Origin of the sequence: Shigella sp. FJ200513, from assembly GCF_040495915.1 — a bacterium.
In the GTDB taxonomy this organism is placed as follows: Bacteria; Pseudomonadota; Gammaproteobacteria; order Enterobacterales; family Enterobacteriaceae; genus ECMA0423.
This window is the reverse complement of record NZ_JBDYCV010000032.1, coordinates 17,658-38,388: the sequence shown is the minus strand read 5'-3', so window position 1 is coordinate 38,388 and position 20,731 is coordinate 17,658. Positions and strand designations below refer to the sequence as shown.

Genomic DNA, 20,731 nt, shown 5'->3' with positions numbered 1-20,731 from the left:
CTAGTCTAAAAACTAGTATTAAGACTATCACTTAAATAAGTGATACTGGTTGTCTGGAGATTCAGGGGGCCAGTCTACAACCAGTTGATTAAAGGCGCTACAACCGGAGAGAAGGACCGGCAAAATGATAATTAACAGTTTTTTCATAGTCATATCCCGAAGACTTTCCTGGTCCGGAGGGCAAATACCCTCCTTAATCTTCCAAGTGTAACGGCAGACACGATAAGAAAAAATTCAGTTAATTCTGATATCACGAGTTGGCGGGGAAAATAGCCCCCAGTACCGTCTCCTGGCTTGCGCCAGTGACGGAAGGCAGATTTCCTGGTAATCCCGCCAGCGTCCGCCAGGCAAGCCAGGCGAAAGCCAATGCTTCCATGTCATCGCCACTAATGCCAACGGCATCGGTGGTGGTGACTTCTGTGCCTAGCAGTAATACCGCCAGACGCGCCATGAGTAGCGGATTACGACTACCTCCACCACATACCATCAATCGTTCGCAGCCACCGCTCAACAAAACTTGTTCAGAAATGGTCACGGCGGTGAGTTCTGCCAGTGTGGCCTGAACATCACGGGGATCAACACCCGGAAAATGGCGTAAATGGCGCTCCAGCCAGCCGTAGTTAAAGTATTCGCGTCCGGTGCTTTTCGGTGCAGGTTGCGAGAAATACGGGTCGCTGAGCATATTTTGCAGCAGTGGGAGAATAACTTTACCCGCCCGTGCCCACTCGGCATCTTTATCGTAAGGTTTACCTGCCTGACGCCAGATCCAGGCATCCATCAGCATGTTACCAGGACCGGTATCGTAGCCGCCAACCAGCTGCCCAGGAATGAGCAGTGACAGATTGGCGATGCCGCCAATATTGAGCACCATTCGTCGCTCGGTTGGGTGAGCCAGCAAGGCATGATGGAACGCAGGTACCAGCGGTGCGCCTTGTCCTCCCAAGGCAATATCGCGACGGCGAAAATCACCGACAACCGTAATTCCGGTGCGTGCCACAATTTGATTGTTATCGCCAATCTGTAAAGTGTGTGGTGCCACGCCCGTCGGTTCATGCCAGACGGTTTGACCGTGACAGCCGATCGCAACTATATCTCTCGCCTGCAGGTTTTGTTCCTTAAGCAAGGCATTGACCGCATCAGCAAAAAGTCGCCCGAGTTGAGTATCAAGCTGTCCAAACTGCGAAAGTGTAAGCTGCTGGCCCTGGCAAATATCCAGTACAGCCTGTTTCAGAGACACCGGGATCGGCCAGCTCAAGCTTGCCAGCTGTGCGACCCGGTGTTCATCAATTGTCGCCAACACAACATCAACACCATCAAGGCTGGTGCCTGACATAACGCCAATAAAGCGGCCCGATTTCATAGTTCATCCTTTTTCAATCTGACGTTTGCGCACCACTCAAACATAAACTTTTCGTGAATACCATGCGGAATGACCGATTTTTACCGTTGGTAGTAAAACATTATCTTCAAATCAATAATCATCATGAATGTTTTGTTTATAATTGGTTGATCCTACTTTCATTATGATTTGCTCATATTTGGTAGAACATGTAACCATGGATTCACATATGCCATATACTTTGACCATGAGGGATGCTTGCGTGGCGTTTCATGGTGAACAGGAGATTTTTCAATGATTAAACGCGTATTGGTTGTTTCAATGGTAGGTCTGTCTCTTGTCGGTTGTGTTAATAACGACACCCTGTCAGGGGATGTTTATACCGCTTCTGAAGCGAAACAAGTACAGAATGTCAGCTATGGCACCATCGTTAACGTACGTCCGGTACAGATTCAGGGCGGTGATGATTCCAACGTTATCGGTGCAATTGGCGGTGCTGTTCTTGGTGGTTTCCTGGGGAATACTGTTGGTGGCGGAACCGGGCGTTCTCTGGCTACTGCAGCAGGCGCTGTTGCAGGTGGCGTAGCTGGTCAGGGCGTACAGAGTGCAATGAACAAAACGCAGGGTGTCGAGCTGGAAATTCGTAAAGACGATGGTAATACCATCATGGTGGTACAGAAACAAGGCAACACTCGTTTCTCTCCGGGCCAACGTGTCGTACTGGCCAGCAATGGCAGTCAGGTGACCGTTTCTCCGCGCTAAATAAGTTTGCGTGTGGTCAGGTTACTGACCACACGCCCCCTTCATTTCACCCTTTGGCCTGTAACTCAATGATATTATGCTCAAGTTTTGCGATGAGCGTAATCAGTTGCTCCAGTTCCTCTGCGGAGATGCCATGTAATATTTCCGCGCGGGTTTTGTTAATAACAGCTTCCATTTCGCTGATCAGTGGCTCTGCCTTTTCCGTCAGTTTAATACGTTTAGCCCGACGATCGCTGGCACAAGTTTGACGCGAAATTAACCCTTTTTCTTCCAGTTGGTCCAGAGTACGGACCAGTGATGGCTGCTCGATGCCAATCGCTTTTGCCAGTTGAATTTGCGACTGGTCTGGAGGTAACTGATGGATATTGTGTAACGTAACCCAATGGGTTTGTGTTAACTCCAGCGGTTTCAGGCGATGGTCTATCAGAGCACGCCATATGCGCACCAACCGTGCCAGATCAGAACCTAGTGGCGATTCCAATTTCATCTCCTTATAATTAGCTTGCTAAGATATTATGCGGCTTTTAGAATAGTGTGCAGCAATTGTATTGCTAAAACAAATGTATTGCTGCATTTGGTTACCGTCAGACATATTTTTCAGAAATTGCGCGTAAATTTTTCGCACTTAAAGAATATTTATTAATCTAACGCAATATATTCGGTCGTAAAGGAATCTACTTTGTGAAGTTTATGCTCAATGCAACAGGATTGCCCTTACAAGATCTGGTGTTCGGTGCGTCCGTCTATTTTCCTCCGTTTTTCAAAGCATTCGCGTTTGGATTCGTCATCTGGCTTGTCGTACACCGCCTGCTTCGTGGCTGGATCTACGCCGGCGATATCTGGCATCCCTTGTTAATGGATTTATCGCTGTTTGCGATTTGCGTTTGCCTTGCTCTGGCAATACTGATTGCGTGGTAACTATGTCAATTAAAACAATTAAGTATTTCTCAACAATCATTGTAGCGATAGTTGCGGTTCTTGCCGGATGGTGGCTGTGGAATTATTACATGCAATCTCCGTGGACACGCGACGGGAAAATACGCGCAGAACAGGTTTCTATCACCCCACAGGTGTCGGGACGTATTGTTGAGCTGAATATAAAAGACAACCAACTGGTTAACGCGGGGGAACTTCTGCTCACGATCGATAAAACGCCCTTTCAGATCGCCGAGCTGAACGCACAGGCTCAGCTGGCGAAAGCGCAATCTGACCTCGCAAAAGCCAATAACGAAGCGAATCGTCGTCGTCATCTCTCACAAAATTTTATTTTTGCCGAAGAACTCGATACCGCTAACCTCAATGTTAAAGCGATGCAGGCCAGTGTTAATGCCGCACAGGCGACGCTGAAACAGACACAATGGCAACTGGCGCAAACGGAAATTCGCGCCCCGGTGAGTGGATGGGTGACTAACCTCACTACCCGCATCGGCGATTACGCTGACACCGGGAAACCGCTGTTTGCCCTTGTCGACAGCCACTCGTTTTACGTCATTGGTTATTTTGAAGAAACCAAGTTGCGCCATATCCGCGAAGGTGCACCAGCACAAATTACCCTCTATAGTGATAACAAAACGTTACAGGGTCACGTTTCCAGTATCGGTCGGGCGATTTATGATCAGAGCGTTGAAAGTGACTCAAGCCTTATTCCGGATGTGAAACCTAACGTCCCCTGGGTTCGTCTCGCCCAACTCGTTCCCGTCCGCTTTGCGCTGGATAAAGTTCCAGGCGATGTCACGCTGGTGTCGGGCACCACCTGTAGCATTGCCGTAGGTCAATAATGAACGCATCGTCATGGTCCTTGCGCAATTTGCCCTGGTTCAGGGCCACGCTGGCGCAATGGCGTTATGCGTTACGCAATACCATTGCCATGTGTCTGGCGCTGACGGTTGCCTATTATTTGAATCTGGATGAACCCTATTGGGCGATGACCTCGGCTGCAGTGGTTAGCTTTCCCACCGTTGGCGGTGTCATCAGCAAAAGCCTCGGACGCATGGCTGGCAGTTTACTGGGAGCCATTGCGGCACTGCTTCTTGCCGGACATACGCTCAATGAGCCGTGGTTTTTTCTATTGAGCATGTCGGCGTGGCTTGGCTTTTGTACCTAGGCCTGTGCGCACTTCACGAATAACGTCGCGTATGCATTTCAACTGGCGGGCTACACGGCTGCCATCATCGCCTTTCCGATGGTTAATATTACTGAGGCCAGCCAGCTGTGGGATATCGCTCAGGCGCGCGTTTGCGAGGTGATAGTCGGTATTTTGTGCGGCGGCATGATGATGATGATCCTGCCTAGCAGTTCCGATGCTACTGCCCTTTTAACTGCATTGAAAAACATGCACGCCCGATTACTGGAACATGCCAGTTTACTCTGGCAGCCTGAAACAAACGATGCCATTCGTGCAGCACATGAGGGGGTGATTGGGCAGATACTGACCATGAATTTGCTGCGTATCCAGGCTTTCTGGAGCCACTATCGTTTTCGCCAGCAAAACGCGCGCCTTAATGCGCTACTCCACCAGCAATTACGTATGACCAGTGTCATCTCCAGCCTGCGACGTATGTTGCTCAACTGGCCCTCACCGCCAGGTGCCACGCGAGAAATTCTCGAACAATTGCTGACGGCGCTCGCCAGTTCGCAAACAGATGCTTACACCGTCGCACGTATTATCGCCCCGCTACGCCCGACCAACGTCGCCGACTACCGGCACGTCGCCTTCTGGCAGCGACTACGTTATTTTTGCCGCCTTTATCTGCAAAGTAGTCAGGAATTACATCGTCTGCAAAGCGGTGTAGATGATCATGCCAGACTCGCACGGACATCCGCTCTGGCTCGTCATACCGACAACGCCGAAGCTATGTGGAGCGGGCTGCGTACATTTTGTACGTTGATGATGATTGGCGCATGGAGTATTGCATCGCAATGGGATGCCGGTGCCAATGCATTAACGCTGGCAGCAATTAGCTGCGTACTCTACTCCGCCGTCGCAGCACCGTTTAAGTCGTTGTCACTGCTGATGCGCACGCTGGTGTTACTTTCGCTATTCAGCTTTGTGGTCAAATTTGGCCTGATGGTCCAGATTAGCGATCTGTGGCAATTTTTACTGTTTCTCTTTCCACTGCTGGCGACAATGCAGCTTCTTAAATTGCAGATGCCCAAATTTGCCGCACTGTGGGGGCAACTGATTGTTTTTATGGGTTCGTTTATCGCTGTCACTAATCCCCCGGTGTATGATTTTGCTGATTTTCTTAACTATAATCTGGCAAAAATCGTTGGCGTTGCGCTGGCTTGGCTAGCGTTCGCCATTCTGCGTCCAGGATCGGATGCTCGTAAAAGCCGCCGCCATATTCGCGCGCTGCGCCGGGATTTTGTCGATCAGCTAAGCCGCCATCCAACACTGAGTGAAAGCGAATTTGAATCGCTCACTTATCATCACGTCAGTCAGTTGAGTAACAGCCAGGATGCGCTGGCTCGCCGTTGGTTATTACGCTGGGGTGTAGTGCTGCTGAACTGTTCTCATGTTGTCTGGCAATTGCGCGACTGGGAATCGCGTTCCGATCCGTTATCGCGAGTACGGGATAACTGTATTTCACTGTTGCGGGGAGTGATGAGTGAGCGTGGCGTTCAGCAAAAATCACTGGCGGCCACACTTGAAGAATTACAGCGGATTTGCGACAGCCTTGCCCGTCATCATCAACCTGCCGCCCGTGAGCTGGCGGCAATTGTCTGGCGGCTGTACTGCTCGCTTTCGCAACTTGAGCAAGCACCACCGCAAGGTACGCTGGCCTCGTAATTACTTAATTACACCACAGGCATAGCGTTCACCGCCACCGCCCAGCGGTTTAGGTTGATCGGACATATTATCGCCGCCAACGTGGACCATCAGCGCCTTGTCTTTGATTTCATCCAGTGATTTCAGACGAGGCGCGATGACGGCATCGGTAGCTTTGCCGTCATTATTGACGACCAGTGCAGGCAGATCGCCTAAATGCCCGGTACCTTCTGGCCCTTCATGTTTACCGGTATTTTGTGGATCAAGATGCCCGCCTGCGGATTCCGCGGCGCTGGCTTTGCCATCTTTGGTGGCTGGCTGGCAGCTTCCTTTGGCATGAATATGGAAGCCATGTTCACCGGGGGGTAATGCTTTCAGATCGGGTGAAAACTCCAGACCTTTATCGGTTTCAGTAATGGTGACGCTACCAATTGACTGCCCAACCCCTTGCGACGTGACGAGGTTCATCTCGACTTTTTCACTGGCAGCTTGTGCGCCGGTCGCAACAACCAGCGCCAGAATGGCCAGACTAAAACGTTTCATAGGACCTCCGTTCATTGTGCATTCCTGAATAAGTGTAAACCAGTGACACATTTTTGAACGGCGGCTATTCCTAAAAGTGCTTACGGTACGTCGTACCCCAGTGCAGCTTTACGGATACGAAACCATTGTTGACGGGTCATTTTCAGTGTTTCTGCTTCGACAGCTGCCCGTACGCGCTCAATTTTACCTGAGCCGATAATTGGCAGCGGCTGCGACGGTAAACGTAATACCCAGGCGTAAACCACCTGTTCAATCGAGCCCGCGTTTAACTCCTCCGCCACCACAGCCAGTTCATCACGCAGCGGCTGGAAATAATCATCATTAAACAGACGACCACCACCAAGGCAGGACCACGCCATCGGACGAACACGCAGTTGTTGTAGTTGGTCGAGCGTGCCATCCAGCAGTAACGGCTGATGCACCGGGGATATTTCCACCTGATTAGTGGCAAGGGTAAACGGCAGACGTGATTGCAACAGGGCAAATTGCGCAGGCGTAAAGTTCGATACGCCAAAATGACGCACTTTGCCGCTCTGATGCAGATGTTTGAACGCGTCCGCCACTTCATCGGCATCCATTAACGGGTCTGGTCGGTGGATTAACAGCAGATCCAGATGATCGGTCGCGAGATTAATTAGCGACTGTTCGGCGCTCTTAATGATGTGATTGCGGTCAGTGATGTAATGACCAATGACGTTTTCTTCACGCGCGGTCGTCGCGATACCGCATTTACTGACGATTTCCATCCGTTCACGCAGGTGAGGTGCCAGTTTCAGTGCCTCGCCAAACGCCGCTTCGCACTGATAGCCACCATAAATATCAGCATGGTCCACGGTGGTCACGCCGAGATCCAGATGCTCTTCAATAAAACTGACCAGCTGGCGGGCGGACATATTCCAGTCCATCAATCGCCAGTAGCCCATCACAAAACGGGAAAACTCCGGGCCTTCCGGCGCAATAGTAATACGCTGAACCATAATCGCTTCCTCTTATCAGATATAAGAGGAGTATACGCAAGATTAGGTTCAAAAGAGTGATGGTTGCTCCGGTTCGTCTGATGACGCTGGCTTATTTGCGCGTAATTTGCGCATTAATCGCTGCCGACAAAGGCGCAGCACCTCTTGTTTTTCGCCATCGCTCATTTTATTCCAGTTAAAACGCTCATCCCGACTACGAAAACAGCCGCGACAAAACCCGCGTTCGTCAGACTGGCAAATTCCCCGGCACGGGCTCTGGACGGGAAAGAACTCTAATTGCTCCGCCACCTCGCCCTCCTCAGATAAGATTATTACCATTATTGAAGCTGTTAATGTCCAAAGTAGCAACTTTGCTTGCACTAGACCAACTGGTCTACTACACTCCAACGCATGAACAAACACACCGAACATGATACTCGCGAACATCTCTTGGCGACGGGCGAGCAACTTTGCCTGCAACGTGGATTCACCGGGATGGGGCTAAGCGAATTACTAAAAACCGCTGAAGTGCCGAAAGGGTCCTTCTATCACTACTTTCGCTCTAAAGAAGCGTTTGGCGTTGCCATGCTTGAGCGTCATTACGCCGCATATCACCAGCGACTGGCTGAGTTGCTGCAATCCGGCGAAGGTAACTACCGCGACCGCATACTGGCTTATTACCAGCAAACACTGAACCAGTTTTGCCAACATGGAACCATCAGTGGTTGCCTGACAGTAAAACTCTCTGCCGAAGTGTGCGATCTGTCAGAAGATATGCGCAGCGCGATGGATAAAGGTGCTCGCGGCGTGATCGCCCTGCTCTCGCAGGCTCTGGAAAATGGCCGTGAGAACCATTGTTTAACCTTTTGTGGCGAACCGCTACAACAGGCACAAGTGCTTTACGCACTATGGCTTGGCGCGAATCTGCAGGCCAAAATTTCGCGCAGTTTCGAGCCACTGGAAAACGCGCTGGCCCATGTAAAAAACATTATTGCGACGCCTGCCGTTTAGCAGGCATTTTTTATCACCAGACGACCGGGAGCCTTTATGTCATCTGAAAAACTGTATTCCCCACTGAAAGTGGGCGCGATCACGGCGGCAAACCGTATTTTTATGGCACCGCTGACGCGTCTGCGCAGTATTGAACCGGGTGACATTCCTACCCCGTTGATGGCGGAATACTATCGCCAACGTGCCAGTGCCGGTTTGATTATTAGTGAAGCCACGCAAATTTCTGCCCAGGCAAAAGGATATGCAGGTGCGCCTGGCATCCATAGTCCGGAGCAAATTGCCGCATGGAAAAAAATCACCGCTGGCGTTCATGCTGAAAATGGTCATATGGCCTTGCAGCTGTGGCACACCGGACGCATTTCTCACGCCAGCCTGCAACCTGGCGGTCAGGCACCGGTAGCGCCTTCAGCACTTAGCGCGGGAACACGTACTTCTCTGCGCGATGAAAATGGTCAGGCGATCCGCGTTGAAACATCCATGCCGCGTGCGCTTGAACTGGAAGAGATTCCGGGTATCGTCAATGATTTCCGTCAGGCCATTGCTAACGCGCGTGAAGCCGCTTTTGATCTGGTAGAGCTCCACTCTGCTCACGGTTATTTGCTGCATCAGTTCCTTTCCCCTTCTTCAAACCATCGTACCGATCAGTACGGCGGCAGCGTGGAAAATCGCGCACGTTTGGTACTGGAAGTGGTCGATGCCGGGATTGAAGAATGGGGTGCCGATCGCATTGGCATTCGCGTTTCGCCAATCGGTACTTTCCAGAACACAGATAACGGCCCGAATGAAGAAGCCGATGCACTGTATCTGATTGAACAACTGGGTAAACGCGGCATTGCTTATCTGCATATGTCAGAACCAGATTGGGCGGGGGGTGAACCGTATACTGATGCGTTCCGCGAAAAAGTACGCGCCCGTTTCCACGGTCCGATTATCGGCGCAGGTGCATACACAGTAGAAAAAGCTGAAACGCTGATCGGCAAAGGGTTAATTGATGCGGTGGCATTTGGTCGTGACTGGATTGCGAACCCGGATCTGGTCGCCCGCTTGCAGCTCAAAGCTGAGCTTAACCCACAGCGTGCCGAAAGTTTCTACGGTGGCGGCGCGGAAGGCTATACCGATTACCCGACGTTGTAATCCAACATTGCGAGCGGCGTAAAGCCGCCGCTATACTAAAACAACATTTTGAATCTGTTAGCCATTTTGAGGATAAAAAGATGCGTCTTCTTCATACCATGCTGCGCGTTGGCGATTTGCAACGCTCCATCGATTTTTATACCAAAGTGCTGGGCATGAAACTGCTGCGTACCAGCGAAAACCCGGAATACAAATACTCACTGGCGTTTGTTGGCTACGGCCCGGAAACCGAAGAAGCGGTGATTGAACTGACCTACAACTGGGGCGTGGATAAATACGAACTCGGCACTGCTTATGGTCACATCGCGCTTAGCGTAGATAACGCCGCTGAAGCGTGCGAAAAAATCCGTCAAAACGGGGGTAACGTGACCCGTGAAGCGGGTCCGGTAAAAGGCGGTACTACGGTTATCGCGTTTGTGGAAGATCCGGACGGTTACAAAATTGAGTTAATCGAAGAGAAAGACGCCGGTCGCGGTCTAGGCAACTAATCTCCTGCCGGGCGTGAACTCATCGCGCCCGCATCTTTACTGCATCGACAAGTAATATTTGTCATAATGCGCGCTGCAATTTATCCGTATTAAGAGAATCAGATGTCCGATAACGCTCAACTTACCGGTCTGTGCGACCGTTTTCGTGGTTTTTATCCTGTTGTGATCGATGTTGAAACAGCCGGATTTAACGCCAAAACCGATGCGCTGCTTGAGATTGCCGCCATCACCCTGAAAATGGATGAACAAGGCTGGCTGATGCCGGACACCACATTACATTTCCACGTCGAACCATTTGTCGGCGCAAATTTGCAACCAGAAGCCCTCGCCTTCAACGGCATTGACCCGAACGATCCCGATCGCGGCGCGGTCAGCGAATACGAGGCGCTGCACGAAATTTTTAAAGTTGTACGTAAAGGTATTAAAGCGAGCGGCTGTAACCGCGCCATTATGGTGGCGCACAACGCCAATTTTGATCACAGCTTTATGATGGCCGCCGCAGAACGCGCCTCGCTGAAACGTAACCCGTTCCACCCTTTCGCCACTTTTGACACTGCTGCACTGGCCGGGCTGGCACTCGGACAAACCGTATTGTCAAAGGCTTGCCAGACCGCTGGCATGGACTTCGACAGCACCCAGGCGCACTCCGCGCTGTACGACACCGAACGCACTGCTGTGCTGTTTTGTGAAATCGTCAACCGCTGGAAACGTCTGGGAGGCTGGCCGCTACCTGCCGCCGAAGAGGTGTAATCGAGTCGATGCCTGATGACATGCAATGATTCAGGCATCTATAGTGAGGCTATTCCACGCATCAAGCATGATATTCACGGGGAATAGCGTTAATGGCAGATAATCCAGACCCTTCATCGCTCCTGCCGGACGTGTTTTCACCGGCGACCCGCGACTGGTTTCTTCGCGCCTTTAAACAGCCGACCGCTGTCCAGTCGCAAACCTGGCATGTGGCGGCGCGAGGCGAACATGCGCTGGTGATTGCACCGACTGGCTCCGGGAAAACGCTGGCAGCATTTCTCTACGCCCTCGATCGGCTCTTCCGCGAAGGCGGCGAAGATACCCGCGAGGCGCATAAGCGTAAAACCTCACGCATCCTCTATATTTCACCGATAAAAGCCCTGGGCACCGACGTTCAGCGCAACTTGCAGATCCCGTTGAAGGGTATTGCCGATGAACGGCGGCGGCGCGGCGAAACGGTAATTATTGATGAAGTCCACGCGGTAGCGGGCAGTAAACGTGGTGCGCATCTGGCGTTAAGTCTGGAGCGGCTCGATGCGCTGCTCCACACCTCAGCACAGCGAATTGGCCTTTCTGCCACTGTGCGCTCAGCCAGCGATGTGGCAGCATTTCTTGGTGGCGATCGCCCGGTTACGGTAGTCAACCCGCCCACAATGCGCCATCCGCAGATACGAATTGTCGTACCGGTCGCCAATATGGATGATGTCTCATCGGTCGCCAGCGGCACCGGCGAAGACAGCCATGCCGGCCGGGAAGGCTCCATCTGGCCATATATTGAAACGGGTATCCTTGATGAAGTGTTGCGCCATCGCTCGACCATTGTCTTTACTAATTCACGCGGGCTGGCGGAAAAACTGACGGCACGATTAAATGAGCTTTACGCCGCACGCTTACAGCGTTCCCCGTCTATCGCCGTTGATGCGGCCCATTTCGAGTCGACCTCCGGCGCAACCTCTAACCGTGTACAAAGTAGCGACGTTTTTATTGCCCGCTCACACCACGGCTCCGTCTCTAAAGAACAACGAGCAATCACCGAACAGGCGCTGAAATCGGGTGAATTACGCTGCGTGGTCGCAACCTCCAGTCTTGAACTGGGGATTGATATGGGCGCGGTGGATCTGGTGATTCAGGTGGCAACGCCGCTTTCTGTTGCCAGTGGGTTACAACGCATTGGTCGCGCCGGACATCAGGTTGGCGGTGTATCTAAAGGGCTGTTTTTCCCCCGTACCCGGCGTGATTTAGTCGATTCCGCAGTCATTGTAGAGTGTATGTTCGCAGGCAGGCTGGAAAACCTGACACCACCGCATAATCCTCTCGACGTCCTTGCGCAGCAAACCGTTGCCGCCGCGGCGATGGATGCATTACAGGTAGACGAATGGTACTCCCGCGTACGCCGTACCGCACCGTGGAAAGATCTGCCAAGACGTGTTTTTGACGCCACGCTGGATATGCTTTCCGGGCGCTATCCCTCTGGCGATTTTTCTGCTTTTCGCCCCAAACTGGTCTGGAACAGGGAGACCGGGATATTGACCGCCCGACCTGGCGCTCAATTGTTGGCGGTTACCAGCGGCGGCACCATTCCGGATCGTGGCATGTATAGCGTGTTATTACCCGAAGGTGAAGAAAAGGCCGGTTCGCGGCGGGTGGGTGAACTGGATGAGGAGATGGTATATGAGTCGCGGGTGAACGACATTATCACTCTCGGCGCTACCTCATGGCGGATCCAGCAAATCACCCGCGATCAGGTGATTGTGACTCCTGCTCCGGGTCGTTCTGCCCAGCTCCCCTTCTGGCGTGGTGAAGGTAACGGACGTCCGGCTGAATTAGGCGAGATGATCGGCGATTTTCTTCATTTACTGGCGGATGGCGCGTTCTTTTCCGGGACTATTCCCCCGTGGCTGGCAGAAGAAAATACGAACGCCAATATTCAGGGGTTGATTGACGAGCAACGCAACGCGACGGGCATCGTTCCGGGGAGTCGCCATCTGGTCCTCGAACGGTGCCGTGATGAAATTGGCGACTGGCGTATTATTTTGCACTCTCCCTATGGAAGACGGGTGCATGAACCCTGGGCGCTGGCGATTGCCGGGCGAATACATGCCCTATGGGGCGCTGACGCGTCTGTGGTCGCCAGTGATGACAGCATTGTTGCGCGCATTCCTGACACTGATGGTAAATTGCCCGACGCCGCGATTTTTTTGTTTTAACCAGAAAAGTTGCTGCAAATTGTCCGCGAGGCGGTAGGCAGCTCGGCACTTTTCGCCGCCCGTTTTCGCGAATGCGCCGCGCGGGCATTATTAATGCCGGGCCGCACGCCGGGCCATCGCACCCCGCTTTGGCAACAACGGCTGCGCGCCAGTCAGTTGCTGGAAATCGCTCAGGGATATCCGGATTTTCCGGTCATTCTCGAAACCCTACGCGAATGTCTGCAAGATGTTTATGATCTTCCCGCACTGGAACGTTTGATGCGTCGCCTGAACGGTGGCGAAATTCAAATATCCGATGTAACGACCACTACGCCCTCGCCTTTCGCCACAAGTTTATTGTTCGGCTATGTCGCGGAATTTATGTACCAGAGCGACGCCCCGCTGGCAGAGCGCCGGGCATCCGTACTGTCGCTGGACAGCGAGTTACTGCGCAATCTACTCGGACAGGTCGATCCGGGGGAATTACTCGACCCGCAGGTCATTCGCCAGGTGGAAGAAGAGTTGCAACGACTGGCTCCTGGTAGAAGAGCGAAAGGTGAAGAAGGATTGTTCGACCTGCTGCGCGAACTGGGGCCAATGACCGTTGAAGACCTGGCGCAACGGCATACAGGCAGCAGTGAAGAGGTTGCGTCGTATCTGGAAAATCTTCTTGCAGTAAAACGAATCTTCCCAGCGATGATTAGCGGACAGGAGCGTCTTGCCTGTATGGATGATGCCGCCAGGCTGCGTGATGCCCTCGGCGTACGGCTACCAGAGTCATTGCCAGAGATTTATTTACATAGAGTCAGTTACCCGCTTCGCGACCTCTTTCTGCGCTATCTCCGGGCTCATGCTCTGGTCACGGCTGAACAACTGGCTCATGAGTTTAGTCTCGGTATTGCCATTGTCGAAGAGCAGCTTCAGCAACTGCGTGAACAGGGTCTGGTGATGAATCTGCAACAAGACATCTGGGTGAGCGATGAAGTATTTCGTCGTCTGCGTTTGCGCTCGCTGCAAGCCGCCAGAGAAGCGACGCGTCCCGTTGCAGCCACGACCTATGCGCGATTGCTGCTGGAACGTCAGGGCGTATTACCCGCCACCGATGGTAGCCCGGCGCTCTTTGCCTCAACATCTCCAGGCGTTTATGAGGGCGTAGATGGAGTGATGCGGGTGATCGAACAGCTTGCCGGAGTCGGTTTACCCGCCTCACTCTGGGAAAGCCAGATCCTGCCTGCCCGCGTACGCGACTATTCGCCAGAAATGCTCGATGAATTACTGGCAACCGGAGCGGTTATCTGGTCGGGACAAAAAAAAGCTGGGTGAAGATGACGGCCTGGTGGCACTGCATCTACAGAAATATGCCGCAGAATCGTTCACTCCCGCCGAAGCGGATCAGGCGAATCGTTCGGCGCTGCAGCAAGCGATAATCGCTGTTCTGGCTGACGGAGGAGCCTGGTTTGCACAACAAATCAGCCAACGGATACGCGATAAAATCGTCGAATCGGTTGATTCCTCGGCACTGCAAGAGGCGTTATGGGCGCTGGTCTGGCAAGGCGTCATTACCAGCGATATTTGGGCACCGTTACGCGCCCTCACCCGCAGCAGTTCCAACGCACGCACCTCAACTCGCCGCAGTCACCGGGCTCGTCGTGGGCGTCCTGTCTATGCACAACCCGTCTCGCCGCGGGTATCTTACAACACACCAAATCTGGCTGGACGCTGGTCGTTATTGCAGGTGGAGCCACTAAACGATACCGAAAGGATGCTGGCGCTGGCGGAAAATATGCTCGACCGCTACGGCATCATCAGTCGTCAGGCGGTGATAGCCGAAAATATCCCTGGCGGGTTTCCATCGATGCAAACACTTTGTCGAAGTATGGAAGACTCCGGGCGAATTATGCGAGGTCGTTTTGTAGAAGGTCTGGGTGGCGCGCAATTCGCTGAACGTCTGACTATTGACCGATTGCGCGATCTGGCGACACAAGCCACGCAAACACGCCACTATACACCAGTGGCGCTCTCCGCCAACGATCCGGCTAATGTGTGGGGAAATCTTCTGCCCTGGGCTGCACATCCGGCAACGCTGGTACCAACGCGTCGGGCGGGTGCGCTGGTGGTCGTTTCTGGCGGCAAATTGTTACTCTATCTGGCGCAAGGCGGCAAAAAAATGCTGGTCTGGCAGGAAAAGGAGGAATTACTCGCCCCAGAGATTTTCCAGGCGCTGACCACCGCACTGCGTCGCGAACCAAGGCTGCGCTTTACGCTAACAGAAGTGAATGATCTTCCGGTCCGGCAAACGCCGATGTTTACGCTGCTGCGTGAGGCGGGATTTTCAAGTTCGCCACAAGGGCTGGATTGGGGATAGTTGACATCCTCCACGCCCTGAAAGACGTGGTTCCCTGCTACGTTCAAGCTGTCGCCTGAATCATTTCGGTGGGTTCCTGCTTCAACGAGCGGCCTGACTGCACCATCTCTCCACAGGCAAGAACGGCGTGCCCCGCCGCTAAAATGTTACGAGCGCCATTTACATCGGCGTTCGCTGTATATCCACATACCTGGCATCTGAATTTACTTTGTGACAGGCGGTTTTCTTTCGCTGTATGACCACAGCACGCGCAACGCTGGCTTGTGTACGCTGGCGGAACAGCAAGCACCTGACCGCCACTCCAGAGCTGCTTGTACTCAAGCTGGCGGCGCATTTCATACCAGCCCTGATCCAGTATCGAACGGTTTAAACCTGATTTTGCCCGGACATTGCGCCCCGGCTGGCTGACCGTACCCGCTGCTGACTTTGACATGTTGCTGACCTTCAAATCCTCAATGACTATCATTGCGTGGTTTTTGCTGACGGTCGTTGTGACTTTGTGAAGGTAGTCCCTGCGGATATTTGCGATACAGGAATGCAGTCGCTGTATTTTGCGTTTCTGCTTCTGCCAGTTGTTGCTGAATTTGACCTTCCGGCTTAACTGTCGCTGAAGTCTCGCCAGCGTCTTCTGGTTTTTTTGAAAACTGTTTACAGGCTCAAAGACTGTGCCATCTGACAGCGTGGCGAGTTTAGCCACGCCAGCATCCAGCCCGATCATTGATGCTGAAGGGTGAACCGGAGTTGATACTTCACTTTCTGTCTGAATACTGATGTACCACGTACCGCAGGACTGGCTGACAGTGACATTTTTCACAACTCCCGTGACCTGACGGCTATTCCGGTAGCGCATCCAGCCAAGTTTCGGCAGAAAAATACGGCTGTTTTCCTGATCGAGCTTAACGTCCTGCGGGTAGCGGAATGCAGCATTCTGTCCCCGCTTTTTGAATCGGGGAAAAGCAGCCCGCTTCTGGAAGAAGTTTTTGTAAGCCCGCTCAAGGTCTTTCAGTGACTGTTGCAATGGCTGTGAGGGCGAATCTTTAAGCCATTGCGTTTCAGTGGCGTTTTTCCACTCAACCAGCCAGGAAGCCATTTTCCCGTAAGGGATGTATTTATTACCGGCCTCATGATTCTCATTCTGAAGCGCCAGAGCACGATTGAAAACGAAACGACATGCGCCTGCGAAGCGCCTCATTTCACGCTCCTGTTGACCACCGGGTCTTAACTGGAATTTAAATGCCTGTAATCGTTTCACAGGTCAAATGATACTTTGGTCTGTGAAAAAAGAAACCGATATCCGGCGTGGAAGGCATTGTGTTTTCCTGATGCATGTTCACCTGGTCTTTGTCACCAAATACCGACGCCAGATTTTTGACCATGACACGACAGAAAAACTACGCACTTACTTTTCAAATGTATGTGCTGATTTTGCAGCTGAACTGGTTGAAATGGATGGCGAACCAGATCACGTCCATTTGTTAATTAACTATCCTCCCAAACTGGCGATATCCAGTCTGGTAAACAGCCTCAAAGGCATATCGAATAGGTTACTGCGACGAGATCGACCAGATATTGCAGTCAGGTATTACTACAAAGGCGTTTTGTGGAGTCCTGGCTATTTTGCCAGTAGCTGCGAAGGTGCGCCAATATCCGTCATCCGCCAGTACATTGAACAACAGCAAACACCTGGTCAGGTGGAAAACCGCGCCTTATATCCCCGCCCTGAAGGACGAGGTTTTACGGCGCACCGGATAAAGGACTGACGGATGCCCGTTCGCATCCGTCAGTATTGCAGGACGGATTATTCCGCGTCCGGCTCTTCAGACTTGTATTTAGCGGCAGTTTCTTTGATCAGCTGCTGCAGTTCGCCACGCTGATACATTTCGATCACGATATCACAACCGCCGACCAGCTCGCCGTCAACCCACAGTTGCGGGAAGGTCGGCCAGTTAGCATATTTCGGCAGTTCCGCACGAATGTCCGGATTCTGCAGAATATCAACATAGGCAAAACGTTCGCCACATGCGGCAAGCGCCTGGACTGCCTGGGCAGAGAAACCGCAGCTCGGCAGTTTCGGTGAACCTTTCATGTACAGCAGGATCGGGTTTTCAGCAATCTGGCGTTGGATTTTTTCGATAGTGGTGCTCATTGTCTTGCTTCCTCAAACTTCTTTACGGCAGTAATCTGACATTGTAGCGGGTCAGTGCGGCATCGGAAAATAACATTTTCATCACGCTTTTGCTATTTTATCCCTTTGCTCTATTTGTTGCATTTCAAATATTCGTTTCTTCTCTGATGCGCGGCAAACTGGCGTATTTATAACCATTTTTAGCTTTCACTGCTGCATTTTTTTGCGCTCGCCAACGAAACGTATTTTTTAACAATAAAAGCTATTAACTTTCTCTTCTTCTATGCATTAGAATCATCAAGTTTTGTAAATCAGACGCAGGCATGATAGACCTGCCTTAACAGAGGGACGCTCAGTGGCGCGGATAAACCGTATTTCGATCACGCTCTGTGCTTTACTTTTTACCACCCTGCCTTTAACGCCTATGGCCCATGCTTCAAAGCAAGCCAGGGAGAGTTCTGCTACCACTCATATCACCAAAAAAGCAGATAAAAAGAAAAGCACGGCAACCACCAAAAAGACCCAGAAAGCCAGCCAGAAAACAGCGAAAAAAGCCGCCAGTAAAAGTATGACCAAAAGCAAAACCGCTTCTTCTGTTAAAAAATCTTCCATTACCGCTTCTAAAAACGCCAAAACTCGCAGCAAACACGCCGTCAATAAAACGGCCTCAGCCAGCTTTACCGAAAAGTGTACCAAACGTAAGGGCTATAAATCGCATTGTGTGAAAGTCAAAAATGCCGCGTCAGGAACCCTTGCCGACGCGCACAAAGCGAAGGTGCAAAAAGCCACGAAAGTGGCAATGAATAAACTGATGCAGCAAATTGGTAAGCCATATCGTTGGGGCGGCAGCTCACCGCGTACCGGTTTTGATTGCAGCGGCCTGGTTTATTACGCTTATAAAGATTTGGTGAAAATTCGTATTCCGCGTACGGCGAATGAAATGTATCACCTGCGTGATGCAGGACCTATCGAACGTAGTGAGCTGAAAAACGGCGACCTGGTCTTTTTCCGTACTCAGGGACGCGGTACAGCCGATCATGTCGGCGTGTATGTCGGCAACGGCAAATTTATTCAGTCACCGCGCACAGGTCAGGAAATTCAAATCACTTCTCTCAGTGAAGACTACTGGCAGCGCCACTATGTTGGCGCTCGTCGGGTAATGACCCCAAAAACACTTCGCTAAAACTTTACCCTGTTGTTACGGCAACAGGGTAAGTTCATCTTTTGTCTCACCTTTTAATTTGCTACCCTATCCATACGCACAATAAGGCTATTGTACGTATGCAAATTAATAATAAAGGAGAGTAGCAATGTCATTCGAATTACCTGCACTACCATATGCTAAAGATGCTCTGGCACCGCACATTTCTGCGGAAACTATCGAGTATCACTACGGCAAGCATCATCAGACTTATGTCACTAACCTGAACAACCTGATTAAAGGTACCGCGTTTGAAGGTAAATCACTGGAAGAGATTATTCGCAGCTCTGAAGGTGGCGTATTCAACAACGCAGCTCAGGTCTGGAACCATACTTTCTACTGGAACTGCCTGGCACCGAACGCCGGTGGCGAACCGACTGGAAAAGTCGCTGAAGCTATCGCCGCATCTTTTGGCAGCTTTGCCGATTTCAAAGCGCAGTTTACTGATGCAGCGATCAAAAACTTTGGTTCTGGCTGGACCTGGCTGGTGAAAAACAGCGATGGCAAACTGGCTATCGTTTCAACCTCTAACGCGGGTACTCCGCTGACCACCGATGCGACTCCGCTGCTGACCGTTGATGTCTGGGAACACGCTTATTACATCGACTATCGCAATGCACGTCCTGGCTATCTGGAGCACTTCTGGGCGCTGGTGAACTGGGAATTCGTAGCGAAAAATCTCGCTGCATAATAACTGATGGCAAATGCAGCATTGCCTGATGCGCTTCGCTTACCATGCCAACGCGGATGAGGCGTTAACAGCGCATTCGGCAAGATAAATCGCACGTTGTCAGCAACTGTAACGCAGAAGGTTATCCTTCTGCGTTTTTGTTTAATTAGCTGTTAGCAACGCAAACTGTTTCAGGTTGTTTTCTGGCTGACATAAACACCAGCAATAATGCCAGTCCCGCGACAATCGCCCCCGTCACCGGCACAAAGCTGTATCCCAGCCCAGCGGAAATTACCGCACCACCAGCAGCTGCTCCCAGCGCATTTCCAAGATTAAAGGCACCAATATTGACTGATGAAGACAGACCTGGCGCTTCACTGGCGACATGCATCACGCGCATCTGTAACGGAGGTACAACCGCAAAGGTTGCTGCGCCCCACACCACCATGCTAATAGCTGCGCCGAACTCATTGCGGGCCAGGAACGGGATTGCCAGCATAATCACCATCAGCAGCAACAAAAAGCCTTTCAACGTGCCGTTAACTGAACGATCTGCCAGTTTGCCGCCGAGATAGTTACCGATAGAGAATCCGACACCAATCAGCACCAGCATTGCCGTGACGAACACCGGTGTTGCGTGGGTAATACTTTGCAGTACCGGAGAGATATAGGTGTAGAGGGTAAACATTGCACCAGCTCCCAGTACCGTCGTCAGCAATGCAGACAGCACCTGCGGACGCATTAATACCGCCAGCTCTTTTTTCACTTCAGGTCGTGCCCCTGTACCACCTTTAGGTAATGAGAAGAACAGACTTACCATTGAAATCACTCCCAGCCCCGCCGTTGCCAGAAATGACATCCGCCAGCCGATGGTTTCACCCAACCAGGTCGCCGCCGGCACGCCACCGATATTTGCCAGGGTTAACCCCATAAACATAGTGGCAACTGCGCTGGCCTGTTTATGTTTTGGCACCACGCTTGCGGCCACGACTGAACCCAAACCAAAAAATGCTCCGTGATTCAGGCTGGTCAAAATACGTGAAAGCATCAGGGTCATATAATCCGGCGCGATGGCGGAAAGAACGTTGCCTAGCGTGAAAATTGCCATCAGGAAAATCAACGCACTGCGGCGGGCACGATGAGAAAGTAGAAGCGTCATCAGCGGCGCGCCCACCATTACGCCAACTGCATAGGCACTGATTAACATTCCGGCAGCGGGAATCGAGACATCCACACCGCGCGCAATGACGGGCAACAAGCCCATTGGCGAGAACTCCGTTGTCCCGATACCAAACGCGCCAATCGCCAGCGCCAGCAACGGATAGTTAATTTTCATGCCTTATCTCCACCTCTTCGCGTCATTACGCGATATTCATTAAAGTGGCGAAAGCATGACAGCAATCACAAAAAAATGAAAATAACAAAAAGAGAA

General features: G+C 51.8%; 17 protein-coding genes and 4 pseudogenes. 12 read left to right on the top strand and 9 right to left on the bottom strand.

Annotated features, from left to right (window positions below; all coding sequences use genetic code 11):
* Positions 1–78: 78 nt before the first annotated feature.
* A pseudogene (locus ABZJ92_RS09380) lies at positions 79–153 on the bottom strand (C-type lysozyme inhibitor); the annotation flags it as partial.
* Between the two features lie 97 nt (positions 154–250).
* A complete protein-coding gene (gene anmK / locus ABZJ92_RS09375) occupies positions 251–1,360 on the bottom strand; it encodes an anhydro-N-acetylmuramic acid kinase (RefSeq protein WP_000835055.1) in 1,110 nt (369 codons plus the stop codon).
* Between the two features lie 273 nt (positions 1,361–1,633).
* On the opposite strand from anmK, the gene slyB reads away from it, so the two are divergent.
* Positions 1,634–2,101: an outer membrane lipoprotein SlyB gene (slyB, locus tag ABZJ92_RS09370; RefSeq protein ID WP_000597196.1), complete on the top strand. Its 468-nt coding sequence runs from the start codon at positions 1,634–1,636 to the stop codon at positions 2,099–2,101.
* A gap of 46 nt (positions 2,102–2,147) precedes the next feature.
* Here slyB and slyA read toward each other — a convergent pair whose 3' ends face one another.
* Positions 2,148–2,582: a transcriptional regulator SlyA gene (gene slyA, locus ABZJ92_RS09365; protein ID WP_001296943.1), complete on the bottom strand. Its 435-nt coding sequence runs from the start codon at positions 2,580–2,582 to the stop codon at positions 2,148–2,150.
* Positions 2,583–2,782: 200 nt separating this feature from the next.
* Between slyA and ABZJ92_RS09360 the strand changes: the two genes are divergently transcribed.
* The 3 genes and pseudogenes from ABZJ92_RS09360 (at position 2,783) to ABZJ92_RS09350 (ending at position 5,891) form a co-directional block, all read left to right on the top strand.
* A complete protein-coding gene (locus tag ABZJ92_RS09360; RefSeq protein ID WP_000670998.1) occupies positions 2,783–3,019 on the top strand; it encodes a DUF1656 domain-containing protein in 237 nt (78 codons plus the stop codon).
* Positions 3,020–3,021: 2 nt separating this feature from the next.
* Complete coding sequence (locus ABZJ92_RS09355; RefSeq protein ID WP_005050295.1) at positions 3,022–3,879, top strand: efflux RND transporter periplasmic adaptor subunit; 858 nt, start codon at positions 3,022–3,024, stop codon at positions 3,877–3,879.
* Positions 3,879–5,891: pseudogene (locus ABZJ92_RS09350) on the top strand (FUSC family protein). The gene ABZJ92_RS09355 and the pseudogene ABZJ92_RS09350 overlap by 1 nt, the downstream one beginning before the upstream one ends.
* On the opposite strand, the gene sodC reads toward ABZJ92_RS09350, so the two are convergent.
* The 3 genes from sodC to ABZJ92_RS09335 all read right to left on the bottom strand — a co-directional run bounded on the left by sodC (position 5,892) and on the right by ABZJ92_RS09335 (position 7,678).
* Positions 5,892–6,413 (bottom strand): superoxide dismutase [Cu-Zn] SodC, encoded by a 522-nt coding sequence (gene sodC, locus ABZJ92_RS09345; RefSeq protein WP_005050299.1) that lies wholly within the window; start codon positions 6,411–6,413, stop codon positions 5,892–5,894. It abuts the pseudogene before it with no gap.
* Positions 6,414–6,493: 80 nt separating this feature from the next.
* Positions 6,494–7,390, bottom strand: a complete 897-nt coding sequence (locus tag ABZJ92_RS09340) for an aldo/keto reductase (RefSeq protein ID WP_000250631.1) — start codon at positions 7,388–7,390, stop codon at positions 6,494–6,496.
* A 48-nt stretch (positions 7,391–7,438) separates the two neighbouring features.
* Positions 7,439–7,678 (bottom strand): DUF1289 domain-containing protein, encoded by a 240-nt coding sequence (locus ABZJ92_RS09335; protein ID WP_000840481.1) that lies wholly within the window; start codon positions 7,676–7,678, stop codon positions 7,439–7,441.
* Between the two features lie 102 nt (positions 7,679–7,780).
* Between ABZJ92_RS09335 and nemR the strand changes: the two genes are divergently transcribed.
* The 5 genes and pseudogenes from nemR (at position 7,781) to ABZJ92_RS09310 (ending at position 15,303) form a co-directional block, all read left to right on the top strand.
* Positions 7,781–8,380 (top strand): DNA-binding transcriptional regulator NemR, encoded by a 600-nt coding sequence (gene nemR, locus ABZJ92_RS09330; RefSeq protein WP_001032930.1) that lies wholly within the window; start codon positions 7,781–7,783, stop codon positions 8,378–8,380.
* 36 nt (positions 8,381–8,416) lie between these two features.
* Complete coding sequence (nemA, locus tag ABZJ92_RS09325) at positions 8,417–9,514, top strand: N-ethylmaleimide reductase (RefSeq protein WP_000093572.1); 1,098 nt, start codon at positions 8,417–8,419, stop codon at positions 9,512–9,514.
* An 80-nt stretch (positions 9,515–9,594) separates the two neighbouring features.
* The gene (gloA, locus tag ABZJ92_RS09320) at positions 9,595–10,002 is read left to right on the top strand and encodes a lactoylglutathione lyase (protein ID WP_001237796.1); all 408 of its coding nucleotides are present in this window, start codon (positions 9,595–9,597) and stop codon (positions 10,000–10,002) included.
* A 102-nt stretch (positions 10,003–10,104) separates the two neighbouring features.
* The gene (gene rnt, locus ABZJ92_RS09315) at positions 10,105–10,752 is read left to right on the top strand and encodes a ribonuclease T (protein ID WP_001282281.1); all 648 of its coding nucleotides are present in this window, start codon (positions 10,105–10,107) and stop codon (positions 10,750–10,752) included.
* Positions 10,753–10,844: 92 nt separating this feature from the next.
* A pseudogene (locus ABZJ92_RS09310) lies at positions 10,845–15,303 on the top strand (ATP-dependent helicase).
* A gap of 43 nt (positions 15,304–15,346) precedes the next feature.
* On the opposite strand, the gene ABZJ92_RS09305 reads toward ABZJ92_RS09310, so the two are convergent.
* Positions 15,347–16,555, bottom strand: coding sequence for an RNA-guided endonuclease InsQ/TnpB family protein (locus ABZJ92_RS09305; RefSeq protein WP_000826441.1), 1,209 nt, complete (start codon positions 16,553–16,555; stop codon positions 15,347–15,349).
* A gap of 7 nt (positions 16,556–16,562) precedes the next feature.
* On the opposite strand from ABZJ92_RS09305, the pseudogene tnpA reads away from it, so the two are divergent.
* Positions 16,563–16,988 (top strand): annotated as a pseudogene (gene tnpA, locus ABZJ92_RS09300) (IS200/IS605 family transposase); the annotation flags it as partial.
* A 113-nt stretch (positions 16,989–17,101) separates the two neighbouring features.
* Here the strand turns inward: tnpA and grxD are convergent.
* On the bottom strand, positions 17,102–17,449 hold the full coding sequence (gene grxD, locus ABZJ92_RS09295; protein ID WP_000108172.1) for a monothiol glutaredoxin 4: 348 nt from the start codon (positions 17,447–17,449) through the stop codon (positions 17,102–17,104).
* Positions 17,450–17,783: 334 nt separating this feature from the next.
* On the opposite strand from grxD, the gene mepH reads away from it, so the two are divergent.
* Complete coding sequence (gene mepH, locus ABZJ92_RS09290) at positions 17,784–18,611, top strand: peptidoglycan DD-endopeptidase MepH (RefSeq protein ID WP_000101178.1); 828 nt, start codon at positions 17,784–17,786, stop codon at positions 18,609–18,611.
* A 127-nt stretch (positions 18,612–18,738) separates the two neighbouring features.
* Positions 18,739–19,320 (top strand): superoxide dismutase [Fe], encoded by a 582-nt coding sequence (gene sodB / locus ABZJ92_RS09285; protein ID WP_000007283.1) that lies wholly within the window; start codon positions 18,739–18,741, stop codon positions 19,318–19,320.
* A 145-nt stretch (positions 19,321–19,465) separates the two neighbouring features.
* Here sodB and ABZJ92_RS09280 read toward each other — a convergent pair whose 3' ends face one another.
* Positions 19,466–20,635 carry an MFS transporter gene (locus ABZJ92_RS09280; protein WP_000701054.1) on the bottom strand — a complete coding sequence of 390 codons (1,170 nt, stop codon included), beginning with the start codon at positions 20,633–20,635 and terminating at the stop codon, positions 19,466–19,468.
* Between the last annotated feature and the right edge of the window lie 96 nt (positions 20,636–20,731).